The organism is Cnuella takakiae, assembly GCF_001953305.1.
Classification (GTDB): Bacteria; Bacteroidota; Bacteroidia; order Chitinophagales; family Chitinophagaceae; genus Flavisolibacter; species Flavisolibacter takakiae.
In genome coordinates this window covers 4709381-4724676 of record NZ_MTFE01000010.1, presented here as the reverse complement: position 1 = coordinate 4724676, position 15296 = coordinate 4709381, and the positions used below count along the sequence as shown (strand labels likewise).

Annotated in this window: 14 protein-coding genes; 9 read left to right on the top strand and 5 right to left on the bottom strand. The window is 51.2% G+C overall.

All coding sequences use genetic code 11. The features are described from left to right. Window positions 1–487: 487 nt before the first annotated feature. The 3 genes from BUE76_RS20265 to BUE76_RS20255 form a co-directional block, all read right to left on the bottom strand. Window positions 488–1600: a metallophosphoesterase gene (locus BUE76_RS20265; RefSeq protein ID WP_073048328.1), complete on the bottom strand. Its 1113-nt coding sequence runs from the start codon at window positions 1598–1600 to the stop codon at window positions 488–490. A gap of 108 nt (window positions 1601–1708) precedes the next feature. Continuing rightward, on the bottom strand, window positions 1709–3256 hold the full coding sequence (treA, locus tag BUE76_RS20260) for an alpha,alpha-trehalase TreA (protein WP_073048324.1): 1548 nt from the start codon (window positions 3254–3256) through the stop codon (window positions 1709–1711). Window positions 3257–3400: 144 nt separating this feature from the next. Continuing rightward, complete coding sequence (locus BUE76_RS20255; protein ID WP_073048319.1) at window positions 3401–3781, bottom strand: RidA family protein; 381 nt, start codon at window positions 3779–3781, stop codon at window positions 3401–3403. A gap of 282 nt (window positions 3782–4063) precedes the next feature. Here BUE76_RS20255 and BUE76_RS20250 point away from each other — a divergent pair, with 282 nt between their 5' ends. The 6 genes from BUE76_RS20250 (at window position 4064) to BUE76_RS20225 (ending at window position 9337) form a co-directional block, all read left to right on the top strand. After that, window positions 4064–4684, top strand: coding sequence for a 3-hydroxyacyl-CoA dehydrogenase family protein (locus BUE76_RS20250; RefSeq protein WP_073048316.1), 621 nt, complete (start codon window positions 4064–4066; stop codon window positions 4682–4684). A gap of 150 nt (window positions 4685–4834) precedes the next feature. Then, window positions 4835–5320, top strand: a complete 486-nt coding sequence (locus tag BUE76_RS20245; RefSeq protein WP_073048311.1) for an RNA polymerase sigma factor — start codon at window positions 4835–4837, stop codon at window positions 5318–5320. Between the two features lie 6 nt (window positions 5321–5326). Continuing rightward, window positions 5327–6427 carry a hypothetical protein gene (locus BUE76_RS20240; protein ID WP_073048308.1) on the top strand — a complete coding sequence of 367 codons (1101 nt, stop codon included), beginning with the start codon at window positions 5327–5329 and terminating at the stop codon, window positions 6425–6427. 96 nt (window positions 6428–6523) lie between these two features. Continuing rightward, a complete protein-coding gene (locus BUE76_RS20235; RefSeq protein WP_073048304.1) occupies window positions 6524–7543 on the top strand; it encodes an outer membrane beta-barrel protein in 1020 nt (339 codons plus the stop codon). 196 nt (window positions 7544–7739) lie between these two features. Next, window positions 7740–8312 (top strand): L,D-transpeptidase family protein, encoded by a 573-nt coding sequence (locus BUE76_RS20230; protein ID WP_073048420.1) that lies wholly within the window; start codon window positions 7740–7742, stop codon window positions 8310–8312. An 83-nt stretch (window positions 8313–8395) separates the two neighbouring features. Then, window positions 8396–9337: an AraC family transcriptional regulator gene (locus BUE76_RS20225; RefSeq protein WP_073048301.1), complete on the top strand. Its 942-nt coding sequence runs from the start codon at window positions 8396–8398 to the stop codon at window positions 9335–9337. Between the two features lie 113 nt (window positions 9338–9450). On the opposite strand, the gene acs is transcribed toward BUE76_RS20225, so the two are convergent. Further along, window positions 9451–11364: an acetate--CoA ligase gene (gene acs, locus BUE76_RS20220; RefSeq protein ID WP_073048297.1), complete on the bottom strand. Its 1914-nt coding sequence runs from the start codon at window positions 11362–11364 to the stop codon at window positions 9451–9453. A gap of 452 nt (window positions 11365–11816) precedes the next feature. Here acs and BUE76_RS20215 point away from each other — a divergent pair, with 452 nt between their 5' ends. Together BUE76_RS20215 and BUE76_RS20210 are read left to right on the top strand one after the other, a co-directional pair. Further along, window positions 11817–13328: an MFS transporter gene (locus tag BUE76_RS20215; RefSeq protein WP_073048294.1), complete on the top strand. Its 1512-nt coding sequence runs from the start codon at window positions 11817–11819 to the stop codon at window positions 13326–13328. A 158-nt stretch (window positions 13329–13486) separates the two neighbouring features. Further along, window positions 13487–13726: a DUF6814 family protein gene (locus BUE76_RS20210; protein WP_073048291.1), complete on the top strand. Its 240-nt coding sequence runs from the start codon at window positions 13487–13489 to the stop codon at window positions 13724–13726. Window positions 13727–13801: 75 nt separating this feature from the next. Here the strand turns inward: BUE76_RS20210 and BUE76_RS20205 are convergent, their stop codons facing one another. Beyond that, complete coding sequence (locus tag BUE76_RS20205) at window positions 13802–14725, bottom strand: LysR family transcriptional regulator (RefSeq protein WP_073048289.1); 924 nt, start codon at window positions 14723–14725, stop codon at window positions 13802–13804. A gap of 84 nt (window positions 14726–14809) precedes the next feature. Between BUE76_RS20205 and BUE76_RS20200 the strand changes: the two genes are divergently transcribed. Further along, window positions 14810–15163 (top strand): hypothetical protein, encoded by a 354-nt coding sequence (locus tag BUE76_RS20200; protein WP_073048286.1) that lies wholly within the window; start codon window positions 14810–14812, stop codon window positions 15161–15163. Window positions 15164–15296: the final 133 nt, after the last annotated feature.

Here is a 15296-nt window from a genome sequence, read left to right as displayed (position 1 = left end):
CAGGAACAATGCTGGTTGTTCAGGGAGAATCAAAAAAAGTAGATAATACCTTTTATTACTATCGATAACTCCAACATGTCTTCCCCACGGTTTCAACCGTGGGGAAGAGCGAAGACGCGATGTAAACTAAAACCGTTTCAACGGTTTTAAAATGAACGTTCACAAAAAAGCCACCTGCATTATTATGCAGGTGGCTTTGTCATTATTGAATAGGAGGGTTTTATAGGTGAATATATTCCGCACACCTGCCAGCAGGGAAACCGTTGAAGCGGTTTTCCGTTTTTCTTTTTGCCGGCATTACCCACGGTTGAAACCGTGGGCTAAATTGCCCGGATGAACAGGTCTGTTAGGGTAGCCTGTTTTGTCAAACAACACCGCATTCTCTTGCTACTGGCCACAAACCGTTTGTAGCTCAAAGCTTGCTGCTGAATGCTTATTATGTGACCCTTACTCATCACTCCTTATTCATCACTCATCCCTGCTCTCATCACACCCACATACTGCCTTCCGGCTTTTCTACGGCTACCAGCAGGTCTGCGAGGGGTGTTTCCTCCAGAACCAGGCGTGTGGGCTTTCCTTCTTTGTACGTCCATTTTATCAGTTTCAAACTGCCACCGGCAATTTCGATACCTGTGATATCGCCATCAGCAAAGCAGCAGCAGCCGGTATTAAAATAGGAGGGCTGCAGCGAGAGGTAATCATCGCCAATGGCTTTGTACTCCCGCTTGCGGAAAGCGATCTGTTGTTCGAGGTCTGAGATACTGCTTGCATTGTTATCCCTGCGGGCAAACAACAACCTTCGGTACAACCGTTCCAGGTGGGTAAGCGATTCAAACACCGGCTGGTGGGTATGGCCGGTAATCAGCAGTAAACCCTTTTGAGCCGCACTCCATTCCTGCATCAATACATTATGGGTGGTTTTCAGGCCATCGTCGTATGCCGGTGTATTGGGATTGATGCGCACAAATGCCTGGAGCGGTGCCCAGATACGGGCAACGAAAAACTTGCTGAACCAGTTACCGTCACTCATTTCATCGCCCTGGTGACCATGCGTGCACAAAATGCGAATTACCTTTTCGCCCACTACCGTTTTAAGCACCACGCCTTCGTAAATAGGAACAGCCTGTCCAAACACTTCTTTCAGGTACATGGGCGCAAGCGGGTCGTTTTGCCACATCAGGTCGTGGTTGCCGAATATCTTGGTAAAGGTTCCTGCCTCAAGAAATGCTTTCTCCTTTGCAAACGAAGGCTGCTGGTGTTGCCGCACTGCCGACCAGCTATTTTCCCACAGTTCCTCACAGTCGCCCAAAGCGATATAATGGTAGCCCTCGCGGTGGTAATATTCAAGTGCTTCGAGGTAACTGGTTTCGCAGGATGCGAAATCATCAGCGCCGTTGCGGGCACCCTTGTGCTGGTCGGAGAAGATGATGAATTTGCCCTGTGCAGCTTCAAAAGGGATAACCGGTCCTTTGCTTTCCTTGCCATCTTCTATGGCCTGGGTCAATGCATCCAGCGACGCAAATATCCGCTGCCTGTTGGGGCGGGAAGCAAACTTGTTGGTGGCCCAGAGCACGGGTTTGTATAGCAGTCGGCGGAGCAAGAATGTGGCGATTTATTTTATAAAAAGGTAAGGCTGCCTTCACCATCCATTATCAGACCAACCCACACAGCAGTACCTCCGAAATCCGAAATCCAACCTCCAAAATCCCTACATGCCTCTTTTGTACTTGGCCTTCAGTCCCAGCAGCACGCCATTGGTCCAGCCAAAGCCATCCTGCGAAGGGTATTCACCGCCACCTGCTTCCAGCCCTGTTTCCATCACATTGTATTTCTCCATCAGCTTGCCGGTGCGGTTGTACACATCGGTGTTCAGTTGAATCCAGCGGGTGGCAATGGTTTGGGCCAGTTCTTTCTGCCCGTAATTTTCCATACCCACCACACTCATCCACTGCAGGGGCGCCCAGCCATTGGGCGCATCCCACTGCTGACCGGTGCGTTCGGTAGTGGTGATGAGGCCACCTGGCTGCAGGAACTTCAACCTGGTATTTTGCGCCACGGGGTAAATATGATTTTGCGGAGCGATGTTGAGGAAAAAAGGTACAAGCCCCGCCAGCGTCCAGGTGCGGGTATGCAGGCCGGTTTGGTGGTTGTAGTCGGTGTACCAGCCCATGGCTACCGAGTAGCAGTATTTGTTTATGGCGGCTTTGCGTTTGGCGGCAGCAGTTTCGTACAACTTTGCCTGAGCGGTATTGCCCTTGAGGGTATAAGCTTTTACCAGCGCCTGTTCCAGTGCATACAGCAGGCAGTTGAGGTCAACCGGAACGATGTGGGTCGTGTGAATGGTGCTGATATTTTTGCCATCGGCAAACCAGCGGCTGCTGAAATCCCATCCGCTTTCGGCGCCGCTGCGCAGGTGGCGGAAGATACCAGCCTTGTTGCCTGCCTCTTTCGCGGTTTCCACGTCCTGCACATAGGACTCCTGGCGGGGGCGGTCCAACTGGTCGTAGTAGCGGTTGAGGATGCTGCCATCGTTCATCCGCACCACGTGTTTGGTTGGTGCGGTTTTATCCATCCAGTAGTTCCATTCGCCCTGCAGGGCAGGCAGCATTTCAGTAAAAATGTCTTCGCCTTTGATCTCGGCCAGCAGGCCAACCATCAGGGCGAAAAAGGGTGGCTGCGAGCGGCTCAGGTAATAGGAGCGGTTGCCGTTGGGTATATGACCGTAGGTGTTAATGAGGTAGGCAAAATTGCGCACCATGTTTTCAACTTGCTGGTGCTCGCCGCTTTCCCTGAGGCCCAGCATCGTAAAATAAGAATCCCAGTAGTATATCTCGCGGAAGCGGCCACCGGGAACAATATAGGGGTGGGGCAGGGGCAGCAGCGAAGAGCCTTTCACCATCGAGTCGTTGCCCCTTTTCAGTACCTGCCACAGGTCCTGGATGTGTTCCGACACATCGGCCTCGCTGCTTTTATAGTTGGAAGCAGGGGTAGGGGGCAGGTGAAAATTTTCTTTTACAAACAGCTCGAGGCTAAAGCGGATGGCAGGATTGCTCCGGATCTTTTTGTAATCAGCAACGATGGCAGCAGGGTCGCGTTTGGGGGTACAGTCAACAAAGGTTTTGTTGTCGGGGAAAATGCGTGCCAGCTGCACATCGCGAAACAGTTCGCCATAGATTTCATCGGGCGGCGCTACGGTTTTCTGGGCCAGGCCCACCTGGAGGGTTGCGGTTAGTGCGAGCACAAAAAAGGTCCTCATATAATGGGGTTGAAGGGTAAAAATAAAAAACGCCCCGAAGGGCGAGGAAATAGGTTGTTTGTTTTTGGTTTTTGGTTTTTAGTGGCTGCTGATGAAAGGGGAGGCACTATTTGCCACAACCAAAAACTAAAAACCAGAAACTGTTTATTGAACTGCAATCATACTGATCTCCACATTCACAAACTTGGGCAATGCAGCTACCTGCACGGTTTCACGGGCGGGGAAGTTGCCTGAAAAATATTTGCCGTAAACCTCGTTGATTTCGCTGAACTGGTGCATGTCGGTAATAAAAATAGTGGTCTTTACCACGTTGGCGAAGCTCATGCCTGCTTCCTGCAGGATGGCCTTGAGATTTTGTAAACAGGTATGGGTTTCTTCCTGGATGTCGCGGTTTTTAAGCTGTCCGCTGGCGGCATCCAAACAGATCTGTCCAGAGATATACAGGGTGCCGTTTACCAGCACGGCCTGGTTATAAGGGCCGATGGGTGCTGGTGCGTTGCTGGTGTTGATGATGGTACGTTCCATGTTTTTGGTTGAGGAGGCGAAGTAAGGAAATAAGTTTGGCGTTTGGAGTTTGGGGTTTCTGGTTTTTGGTTTTTTGTTTTGGGGCCGGGTGTCAAACCAATGCCTTTTAGGTTTAATGAAAGCTACACGGCTTTAACTGCCCGATAGGCGAACACCGCAGCATTTCCTTGGCCATGTTGGTGCGGTTATAAATTGACGCAGCACTGCTTTTGAAAAAATACCGGAAAGCTTTCCCAGCCGCCACCGGCACCCATATTCCCCTAAATTCGCCAAAACGATTGCATGCAGGTTTGGTTGGTTTGTTCGGAGGCACAGGAGGCGGAACTGGGCGCAATGCCCTCAAATTTAGTAGTCACCCGCAAACTTGACATGCCTGCCCACTTCGATACCGTAGTTGATTTGCTTTTTGAAGCAAACAGGCAGGCACACCAGCCCGTCTTATCTGCCTTGCCTGTTCCGGTAATTGTAGCTGCGCCGGTTATTACGGGTAAAGATTTACCAGCCGGTTTCATCCGCATCAATGCCTGGCCGGGCTTTCTGCGCGGCAGGCGGGTAGAAGCCTGTGGTAATGACGAAACAGCCAGGATGGCTGCAACAGCCGTTCTAGGAATGTGGGACAAAGCGCCGGAATGGGTGCCGGACGAACCGGGGATGATTGCAGCCCGGGTAATTGCGGGTATTATCAACGAGGCCTACTTGGCCTGGTCGGAAGGCATTGCTTCCAAAGAAGACATAGACACCGCCATGAAGCTGGGTACCAATTACCCCCATGGCCCTTTTGAATGGGCGGAACTGGTGGGCCGGGAGCGGATCCTCCACCTGTTGGAAACCCTTGCTGTGGCCAATGAACGCTACCTGCCCTGTTCAGCTTTGAAAAACAGCGTGCAACCCGGTAATTTGTAACGGAGTTTTATTTTTAAGCGGCTCCTGCAAGCTGTTTGTCGCAACGCTCTTCAGTACCTTTTGAAGTCAAAAAAAATCTGCCCTTTGCTGTAACTATTTGCCCCCTGGGGCGTAACACTTATACGAAGCCAATCATTTTACCTGCTGTTTATGACTGAGAAAGAGTACAACGACTGCGTTAGGCAATGGGCGGACAATGTGTTCCGGTTCATTGTTAAAAACCTGCGGCACGAGGAGGATGCCCGCGATGTGGTGCAAACGGCTTTTGAAAAGCTGTGGATCAACCGCGAAGAGGTAGAGGCTGCCAAAAGCAAATCTTACCTGTTTACGGTGGCTTACAATGCCATGATCGACCACCTGCGCAAGGCCAAAAGAGTTTATCTCCGCGAGGAGTTCTCGGCCGATGCCCGGGTAAGCGACCGGCCCATGCACAATGCCCGCAAGGTGCTGGAAGAAGCCCTGGCCCGCCTCAGCGAAACGCAGCGGTCGTTGGTACTGCTGAAAGACTATGAAGGATACAGCTACGAAGAGATTGGCCAGATCACGGGACTGTCTTCCAGCCAGGTGAAGGTGTACCTCCACCGGGCACGTATCCAACTGAAAGAGTACCTGGTAAAAGTTGAAAACGTAATCTGAACCGCCATGTCTTTTGAAACAAACGATACAAACCCCATCATCAACCTGAGCAACTACGAAGAGTACTTCCTGTTGTATGTGGATGATGAACTGAATGGGCAGGAAAAAGCCGCTGTGGACGCTTTCCTCACTTTCCATCCTGAGCTGCGCTCCGAACTGGACCTGCTGATGGGTACCAGGCTGGAGCCTGAGTTCCTGAGCTTTGGTGCAAAAGAAGAACTGCTTGCCGCCAGTATGGGCCAGCAGGTAGTGGATGAAAACCTCCTGCTCCACGTGGATGGTGAACTGGATGAAGCAGCCCGGAAAGCTACCGAGCAAAAGCTCCAGGCCGACGAAGCCTATCGCAACCAGTTCCAACTGCTGTTGCGCACCAAGAGCGACCCCGCCGAGATCATTCCTTATCCCAACAAAGAAGAGTTGTACCGCCGCAATGTGTACCGCATGCGTACCGGTTTTGTGATGCGGGTAGCTGCCGCCGTGCTTTTGATAGCTTCGCTGGGTGTGCTGTATTACAACCAGCAGGGGACCGAAACAGGTAACCAAAATACCGGTATGGCAAAAGCAGGCGATGCCAAGCCTGCTATCACCCAACCTTCCGGTACCATATCCGCTCCTGATCGTGTTACCATTGTTCCCAATGACCAACTTGCGAAAAAAGGAGGGGTGGATGACAAAGAAAATGCAACATCGGTAGCATCCGCTGCTATAAAACAGGGTGCCGAGCTGGCTTATGACAAGCCCGTGAAAGCTGCCCGGAATACATCGCCACAAACTGCGCAAATTACCATGGCAGCCCAACCCCGGGAAGAAGATCAGGCGGTGGCTTACCAGCCCATCACCCGCGAAGCCACTGGCGATATGCCCTTGGTACGTGCCGGAAAAAAAGAATTGCACACCGATGTAACATCTGCTGATATTGATACGTACAACCTTACAAATGCAGATGCTGAAGTAAGCTTTGCCGCCAACACTGAAGAAAAAGGCCGCGGCAACCTGAAAAGCCTGCTCCGGAAAGCTACCCGGATGGTAGAACGCCGCACCGGCATCAATGCCACCAACGAAGATGAAGAGCTGCTGATAGGGGTGGTTGCCGTAAAACTGAAATAATCAAATTCTAATTTCTTAGTTCCAGGCAATGCTGGTTGTGTACCGGCCAGGCATTGCCTTTTTAAAAACAAATACTAACCGCTAAAATTAGCAACCATGAAAAAGATAGGATTTCTGCTGAGTGGACTGGCTTTGACCCTTTGCACCAAAGCACAAACAGAAGACAATGGCATCGCCGCCAAATCGGATAGCCTGAAAGTAGGCAATATGGTGGTGGTGCGCAAAGAACAAAACAATACTGCAGCTGCCGCTACCGGTGTAAACGTGCAGGTTACCAACCGCAACAACGGCAGCCTGGTGAAAGTGAACAACTGGGTGGTAGACGTAACCAAGAACAGTGCTGTTGCCGATACCACCGTTCCAGGCAAGGCCGATACCATCCGGGTGGGTGGTATGGTCATCATCCGCAGGGGCGATGGCAGCGACAAAGGCCAGTCCAACGAAGTAAAAGTAAACGTGGGCCATCCGCGCACCCAGGGCAGGGTGAGCACCAACTGGTGGGTGGTGGACCTTGGTTTTGCCAATGTTTCCGATAACACCAACTATGCATCTGCCGAAGCCCAGGCTTTTGCACCCGGCCTGGCCAAGGGCAGCCTCGACCTGCGCACCGGAAAATCGGTTAACGTAAATATCTGGGTATTTATGCAGCGCATCCGCCTGATAGAAAAGGCGGTAAGCCTGAAATACGGACTGGGCCTGGAGTTGAACAACTACCATTTTGATGACAAGCGCGTACTGCTCCGGGAGCAGAACCCCACCATCATTTCGCTGGACAATAACCTGGCTGGATATAAAAAGAACAAACTCGCCGCCGATTATGTAACCGTTCCCATGATGCTGAGCTTTACGCCCACGCAAAAAGGGGAGAAAGGCTTTGGCTTCTCGCTGGGTGTGAGCGGTGGTTACCTTTACTCGGCCCGCCAGAAGTTTAAGGACGATGGCGATGTAAGCAAGAACCACGACAACTACGACCTCCGTAAGTTCAAGCTTTCCTATGTTGGCGAACTGAACCTGGGCGTGGTGCGGCTGTACGGTTCGGTAGCTTCCAAAAGCATGTGGGAGCGTGGCCTCGACCAGACACCTTTTACCGTGGGTTTGCGCCTGAGCTACCTGTAACTATATTCCCTTGAAGAACTGGAAAGCCCGTGGTGTATGCTGCGGGCTTTTTCATTAGGCAGCCTGCTTATTTCCTTTCGTTAAAATGCGGGCAAGCCAAAATATTTGACCCGCAAGCACGTTTGGGATTTTAATGCTGCAAAGGCCAGTGTGCTGGCTGGCACAGCAGGTTTTGCTAAACCTCCCTGCACCTGTTATGAAAACCGCCTTTTTTACCACCATGCTCGCAGGCGTGTGCCTGTTTCACCCTGCTGTAAAAGAAAACACAGCGGCTTCCGGTATGGCTTACCTTAAGGTTAAGTCCCGGTCCCTGGGTTCTGCGCCGGTAAATCCAGTGCGTATTGTCATCGACAAATCGGACTACGAACTGCACGTGTACGACGCCAAGGGTTGGTTTGCCACCTACCCGGTGGTGTTTGGTGCCAACCCTTTGGCCAATAAAAAAATGGAAGGCGACAAGCTGACACCCGAAGGCGTTTACCACATTGTTGCCAAGCGGCCGCACCAGAAGTGGAGCCATTTTCTCTCCCTCGATTATCCCAATGCACAGGACCTTGCCCGTTTTGAAGCGCTCAAACGGAGTGGCGCCATTCCCCGGAATGCATCGCCCGGCGGTGGCATCGGCATCCACGGCACCTGGCCCAACGACGATTATATGATCGACCGGTATAAGAACTGGACCAATGGCTGTATATCGCTTAAAAACGGGGACGTGCGGGACCTTTATTCATTTATCCCGGTGGGTACGCCGGTAGAAATCCGCAGGTAACAAACTGCGCGGTTAGTGAAGCTTCTTTCCGACCCCGCTTTCGGTTCCCTGTTTTCAATACTTTAGCGCGGCTATTGCGTTACATGAAAACAGAGGCATCCATAAAGGAGTATTTTTTCAGGATCAATAAAAGCATTGATTATATCAAGGCCAATCTTTCCGGCGACCTGTCGCTTGAGCAGGTTGCGCTTCAGGCAAATTTTTCCAAATACCATTTTCACCGTGTATTCAGATCGGTTACCGGCCTTGCCTTCAACGATTTCATCATCCACGCAAGAATAGAGCGTTCCTTATTTTTCCTGGAGCACCAGCCGGCAAAGCCCATTGGCGATATCGCCCTGGTTTGTGGCTTTAGCGATACGGCAACTTTCTCCCGTTGTTTCAGGAAAGTAAAAAACTGCAGTGCCACCCAGTGGCGGGCCGGCCAGCAGCATAGCAAGATTTGCCAAACAGAAAGCAATACCTGCATGCAGCCCCTTACCGTTGAAAATTACCTTGCCCGTACATTAAACCAATGTACCATGATGACTAAGAGCAAGGAAACAAACATGAAGATCAATGTAGTGGAGCTTCCCGAATTGCACGTGGCCTACCTGCGGCACCTGGATATTGCCATTCACGACAGCGCCACATTCGGGCAGATGTTCCAAACGCTTCTCCAATGGGCAGGGCCAAAAGGATTGATCAATTTTCCGGAAACAAAAGCACTGACCGTTTACCGCAGCAATCCCAACCCTTCGGGTACAATACAGGCCGATGTGTGTATTACGGTGCCGCAACAGTTAGCGGGCGAAGGGCTTATTGGTACCACTACCATCAGCGGCGGGCTATACGTGGTGGTGCACAAAGAAGCCAGCCTTGATGCATGTTTTACAACCTGGGATTACCTCTTTAATGAGTGGTTGGAACAAAACGGCTACCAGCCCGATCACCGGAATTTTTACATCAACCATTTGAATGACGCTAATACGCATCCACAGAAGCTGCACATCTTTGATATGTGCATTCCGGTAAAGCGGCTGTGATCTGTGTGTGGATGCACAAAGAGCCACCCACCACCTGAAAAAATAAACCCCGAAGCAGTGCTCCGGGGTTTTGTATGACAAGCAAGCATAAGTTCTTTATCTAACCCTTTAAGCTACAGCTTTCCTACTGCAATTTCTTCCACCACTGCCGGGTCGAGCAGGGTAGTGGTATCGCCGAAATTGCTGGTTTCTCCTTCGGCGATCTTGCGCAGGATGCGGCGCATGATCTTTCCGCTGCGTGTTTTGGGCAGGCCTGTTACAAACTGGATCTTATCGGGTTTGGCAATGGGCCCGATGATGCGGCTCACGGTCTGCAGGATGTCCTGGCGGGTAAGGTTCTCATCTTCGTGTAAACCCTGGAAGATGATAAAGGCATAGATGCCCTGGCCCTTGATGTCGTGCGGGAAACCCACTACGGCGCTTTCCACTACGCCTGCGTGCATGTTGATGGCGTTCTCCACTTCGGCAGTGCCAATGCGGTGGCCGCTTACATTAAGTACATCGTCCACCCGGCCGGTGATGCGGTAGTTGCCCTGTGCATCGCGCATGGCGCCATCGCCGGTGAAATACATGCCGGGGTAGGTACTGAAATAGGTTTTGCGGCAGCGCTCATGATCGCCGTAGGTGGTGCGCAAAATGGCCGGCCAGGGAGCCTTGATACAGAGGTTGCCCGCGGCGGGGTTGCCCTCGATCTCGGTGCCATGTTCATCCACCAGCACGGGCTGCACACCAGGCAGCGGCAGGGTGGCCCATGCCGGGATGCCAGGGGTGATATTGGCCATATTGGAAATGAGCATACCGCCGGTTTCGGTTTGCCACCAGGTATCCACAATGGGGCAGTTGCCCTTGCCGATATTTTCGTTGTACCAGTTCCAGGCTTCCTCGTTGATGGGTTCGCCAACGGTACCCAGCACTTTGAGCGAAGAGAGGTCGTAACCCTGCAAAGGCTGCAGGCCAAAGCCCATGAGCGAACGGATGGCGGTGGGCGCCGTGTACAGGATATTGACCTTGTACTTTTCCACGATCTGCCAGAAACGGCTGGCATCGGGCCAGGTGGGCACGCCTTCAAACATGAGCGTGGTGGCACCTGCCGCCAGTGGGCCATATACAATGTAACTATGACCCGTGATCCAGCCGATATCTGCGGTACAGAAATGAATATCGCCGGGTTGGTAGTTGAATACGTTTACAAAGGAATAGGCCGTGTACACCATGTAGCCGGCACAGCTATGTACCACGCCCTTGGGTTTGCCGGTGCTGCCCGAAGTGTAGAGGATGAATAGCGGGTCTTCGGCATCCATCTCTTCTGCGGGGCAGTCGGTAAGGCCCAAGGTCTCCACTTTTTTCAGTTCATCTTCCAGCCACACATCGCGGCCTTTGATCATGCTCACCGGCGTGCGGGTGCGGGTGCATACAATCACTCTTTTTACAAATGGGCAGGCGATCAGTGCATCATCGATCACGCTTTTCAGGGGTATGTCCTTCGTGCCACGGAAAGCACCATCGCAGGTAACGATGTATTCGGCGCGGGCATCCTGCAGGCGGTCGGCAATACTTTGTGCTGAGAAGCCGCCAAAGATCACCGAATGAATGGCGCCGATGCGGGCACAGGCCAGCACGGCAATGGCCAACTCGGGGATCATGCCCATATAAATACATACCCGGTCGCCGCGTTTTACGCCATTGTTTTTGAGCACATGGGCAAACTGGCAAACCTTGTCGTACAAATTCTTATAGGTCAGTACCCGGTGGTGTTCCTCGGGGTCGTTGGGTTCCCAGATGATGGCGGGGCGGTTGGGGTTTTCGGCCACATGGCGGTCGAGGCAGTTCTCGGTGATATTGAGTTTGGCACCGGCAAACCAGGCTACATGCGGCTCGGCAAAGTTCCAATCCAGTACTTTGTCCCATTTGCGGCGCCACTGAAAGTTATGGGCCACTTCGGCCCAAAAGGCTTCCGGCGCTTCGACGCTCCTTTGGTAGGCCGCATCATATTGCTCTTTGCTATTGATCTGATAAGAATATGACATGCAATGTGAATTGTGGAACTAATGTACTAGTAAATAGCGTGAGGACTCAAACCTTGGTTGCTAATTTAGTAGAGGAAGGCTTTCAACAGCAGGGCTCTGTTGTGTAAACAAGCGATATTTAGCTGCACACCAGCCATGTAAGGTTTAATTGCAAAATGGCAGTGCCCGCCATTCTTATCGTCTGGATCGAAAACCGGGATTACCGGATTTATTAAAGGCGTTTTGTATCGCAATCCGCAGCAACAGGCGGCTATTGCCTCCCCCAACCTGATCGTGCTGGCCGCCAGGAGGGTGCAGTGCTGCCAATGCATGTTTTTCTTTGCTTATATCTGATTGGTTGTAGCCTTTTACTCCTGGTGAAAAAGCCAGGCGAATAATTAATTATCAATAATCAGCAAGCATTTATCCCCCACATCTCCTTATCTTTTTCACCACAAACTTCGATTGGCTGTATGAACAACGCGTCTCCCAAAGGCATCTGGAAGGTCATTGGTGCTTCCTCGCTGGGTACCCTTATTGAGTGGTACGACTTTTACATTTTCGGTTCGCTGGCAACGGTAATAGCCAGCCAGTTTTTTCCCAATACCAATCCTACTGCCGCCCTGTTGAGTACCCTGGCCACTTTTGCCGCAGGTTTTATTGTGCGGCCTTTTGGCGCACTGGTGTTTGGCCGGCTTGGCGACCTCATTGGCCGCAAGTACACCTTCCTGCTCACGCTGGTGCTGATGGGTGGGTCCACCTTTGCCATTGGCCTGGTGCCGAGTTACGAAAGCATTGGTTTTGCAGCACCTATAATCGTGTTGTTGCTGCGCCTGCTGCAGGGCCTTGCCCTTGGAGGCGAGTATGGCGGCGCTGCTACCTATGTGGCCGAGCATGCACCTGCCAACCGGCGTGGCTACTTCACTTCCTGGATTCAAACTACGGCAACCCTGGGGCTCTTTGTTTCGCTGGGTGTTATCCTCATCACCCGTCATAGCCTCGATGCCGACCCAACTGTTTCTATTGCCAAGTTCAATGATTGGGGCTGGCGTATTCCTTTCCTTGTATCTATTGTGCTGGTGCTGGTATCGGTGTATATCCGGATGAAGATGAAAGAGTCGCCGCTGTTTACAAAGCTGAAGTCGGAGGGGAAGGTTTCTGTAAACCCCCTGAAGGAATCCTTTGGCCACCGGGCCAACCTGAAGATGGTATTGCTGGCACTGTTTGGCGCTACCATGGGACAGGGTGTGGTGTGGTACACGGGCCAGTTTTACGCCCAGTCCTTTATGGAAAATGTGTGTAAAATCGATTTCGAGCAAAGCCGCACCATCCTGATCTGGGCCATTCTTTTTGCCACGCCTTTTTTTGTGGTGTTTGGTTCGTGGAGCGATAAAATTGGCCGCAAGTGGATCATCCTTACCGGTATGCTGGTGGCCATTGTTACCTATAAGCCGCTCTTTGGTAAAATGCTGGAAATTTCCACCCCTTCGGAAGCCCTCGCTGCCAGCTCGGAGGTGAAAGAGTCTACTGCGGCCATTGCCAATACCACCAACGTGCTGCGCACCCAGGTAACAAGGGCAACCTTTGCCAGTGGTATGGTGATAATGACCACGCAAAAAGATACGGTGTATGCTTCTTCGGCAACCCAGGTTAGCAAGCCTGACGTAAAAGTGTCGAAGGTGCTGGGCACTGCCGATTACTGGAAAATGGTGGCCATTGTGTTTATGATGATCCTGTATGTAACCATGGTGTATGGTCCGATTGCGGCCTTCCTGGTAGAACTGTTTCCTACCAAGATCCGCTACACGTCCATGTCGCTGCCTTACCATATTGGTAATGGAGTGTTTGGCGGACTTACGCCTTTTGTGGCTACCCTGCTTACCACCATTTATACTTCCGATAAACTGGTGGGCCTGATGTACCCCATCCTGGTGGCTGCGCTCAGCCTGGTGATTGGGGCTATGTATATCAGCAATAAGGAATGATTAGCGTGAATCGTGAGCAATTTTTTAAGGTACGATGGCAACGGCTTTTACCTGCAAAACTTATTTACTATTAGCCTTTGACCATTGCCCCATCACTTTTCACGTTTGCCGTTTCACGTTTCCCAACTATAAATAATCAACTCTAAACTTTCCCCGCAATGAACCAGATAAAAAGACTTGCCGGCATCCTTTGGATCATTATTGGTCCGGTTGCCATGTATTATTTAATTAAGACCGCAGCATCTGAAATTGCTGCCAAACCCGAAGTGGATACCAAAATCCAATGGGGCGTTTTTGTGACCATCTTCCTGCCCATCGCAGCAGGCCTGGTCATCTTTGGTTATTATGCCCTGAAAGGCGAGTACGATCAGCTGCCTGAAAGCTCCAGGGAAGTTTAGTTGGCAATCTGATACAGGACCGCAAGGAAGATCTTCCTTGCGGCCCTGTATTATTATAAAGGTGGGTGCATTGCATTAATACTTGTTAATCCATCCAAACTTCTCCTGCACAATCCTTTCCTTCTCCTTTTTGATATAGTCAAGGAATGAACTGGCGGGCAGGGAGAAGCTTTTGTTCTTGGGCCATACCAGGCTCCACTGCGATTTGATGGGAAATCCCTCCACGGGAATGATTTGCAGATCGCCCTGTTGCAGTTCGTTTTTAATGCCGATCAGGGGCATGATGGAATAACCAAGTCCTGCAATTACGGCCTGCTTTACCGCTTCGTTGGAGGTGAGCTCCAGCTTTTTGCGCACCGGCAGGTTGTGGCTTTGGATAAAGCGTTCGGTTATAAAACGGGTGCCCGACCCGCCCTCGCGGTAAATCATGGGCAGGGTTTCAAAGATCTGCATATTGAAGGCCTTGCCTTTTACATCTACCTCGCCATTGGCAACCAGAAATAGTTTGTTTTCCATCAGCGGTTCCTGCTCTACCTGTGGTTTGTCGGGCAACACCGACACCAGCGAAAAATCAACCTCATTCTGCTCCAGTGTTTCCACCACCTTGGCCTTGTTGGTTACATCCAGTACCAGTTCGATGCCCTGGTGCAGCTTTAAAAAATCGGCCAACAGGTAGGGGACAATATACTTTCCGGTAGATACCGCAGATATTTTCAGGCGGCCTGTAACCTGTCCCTTGTAGGCCAGGGTTTTGTGGTTGATGGCATAAACCTCGTTCAGGATCTTTTCCGCTGCAATAGCTATTTCTTTTCCAAAATCGGTAATGTACAGGCGGCGGCCCACCAGTTCGGTCAGCGGAATTTCAAATTGGTTTTGCAGGTTGCGCAGTTGAATAGACACGGCAGGCTGCGATAAGTGCAGCTCTTCGGCAGCTTTGGTAATGCTTTGTGTTTGGGTAATTTTCAAAAATACCTGCAGCTGGTGTAAAGTGTAGTTCATAAAAAGGGCTAATGCTACCTATTGCAAGTATAAATAAAAATATATGGTTTAGGTGGGGGAGTTTTGCAGTTGTAAAAACTACTTATGGACCAAAACACGTTCAAGCTGATTGACGGCACATTTACGCCGGCAGACGCAAAAGAAGTACTGCTTTCCCTGATCAGCAGCAAAATACAGTTCAACCAGATGGCTGCTTTTAGCCTGCAGGAGCGTCAAAATGCTGATGTAACCCACCACTACCAGCGGGTAGCCGAACTGCGCACTGTAAAGGATGCTGTCCTGGATATAATCAACCTTGCAGCGGCTGAGGGTTATGAACTGAATATCACCGGCGACTTTTCCATCAGCCTGGTTCCCGGCAAAAATGAGGTTGCGGAACCGGCACCTGCCCGGCAACTGGGCCAAAACCCCTCTGAGCCGGAACATTACCTGGCCTGATAAGCACGGATCTTTTTACCAAACTTCTGTTGACAAACCTGTTATCCCCAGTTAACACATGATCGCAAAAAAGCAACTGCTTCCAAAAGACGGCCTGGCCGGCCTTAAAGAGAACTGGCTGACAGACGCTACT

Coding starts and splice junctions, on each gene's coding strand:
- treA (WP_073048324.1), bottom strand. CDS start 3,256: ATGAGGACCTTTTTTGTGCTCGCACTAACCGCAACCCTCCAGGTGGGC.
- BUE76_RS20255 (WP_073048319.1), bottom strand. CDS start 3,781: ATGGAACGTACCATCATCAACACCAGCAACGCACCAGCACCCATCGGC.
- BUE76_RS20250 (WP_073048316.1), top strand. CDS start 4,064: ATGCAGGTTTGGTTGGTTTGTTCGGAGGCACAGGAGGCGGAACTGGGC.
- BUE76_RS20245 (WP_073048311.1), top strand. CDS start 4,835: ATGACTGAGAAAGAGTACAACGACTGCGTTAGGCAATGGGCGGACAAT.
- BUE76_RS20240 (WP_073048308.1), top strand. CDS start 5,327: ATGTCTTTTGAAACAAACGATACAAACCCCATCATCAACCTGAGCAAC.
- BUE76_RS20235 (WP_073048304.1), top strand. CDS start 6,524: ATGAAAAAGATAGGATTTCTGCTGAGTGGACTGGCTTTGACCCTTTGC.
- BUE76_RS20230 (WP_073048420.1), top strand. CDS start 7,740: ATGAAAACCGCCTTTTTTACCACCATGCTCGCAGGCGTGTGCCTGTTT.
- BUE76_RS20225 (WP_073048301.1), top strand. CDS start 8,396: ATGAAAACAGAGGCATCCATAAAGGAGTATTTTTTCAGGATCAATAAA.
- acs (WP_073048297.1), bottom strand. CDS start 11,364: ATGTCATATTCTTATCAGATCAATAGCAAAGAGCAATATGATGCGGCC.
- BUE76_RS20215 (WP_073048294.1), top strand. CDS start 11,817: ATGAACAACGCGTCTCCCAAAGGCATCTGGAAGGTCATTGGTGCTTCC.
- BUE76_RS20210 (WP_073048291.1), top strand. CDS start 13,487: ATGAACCAGATAAAAAGACTTGCCGGCATCCTTTGGATCATTATTGGT.
- BUE76_RS20205 (WP_073048289.1), bottom strand. CDS start 14,725: ATGAACTACACTTTACACCAGCTGCAGGTATTTTTGAAAATTACCCAA.
- BUE76_RS20200 (WP_073048286.1), top strand. CDS start 14,810: ATGGACCAAAACACGTTCAAGCTGATTGACGGCACATTTACGCCGGCA.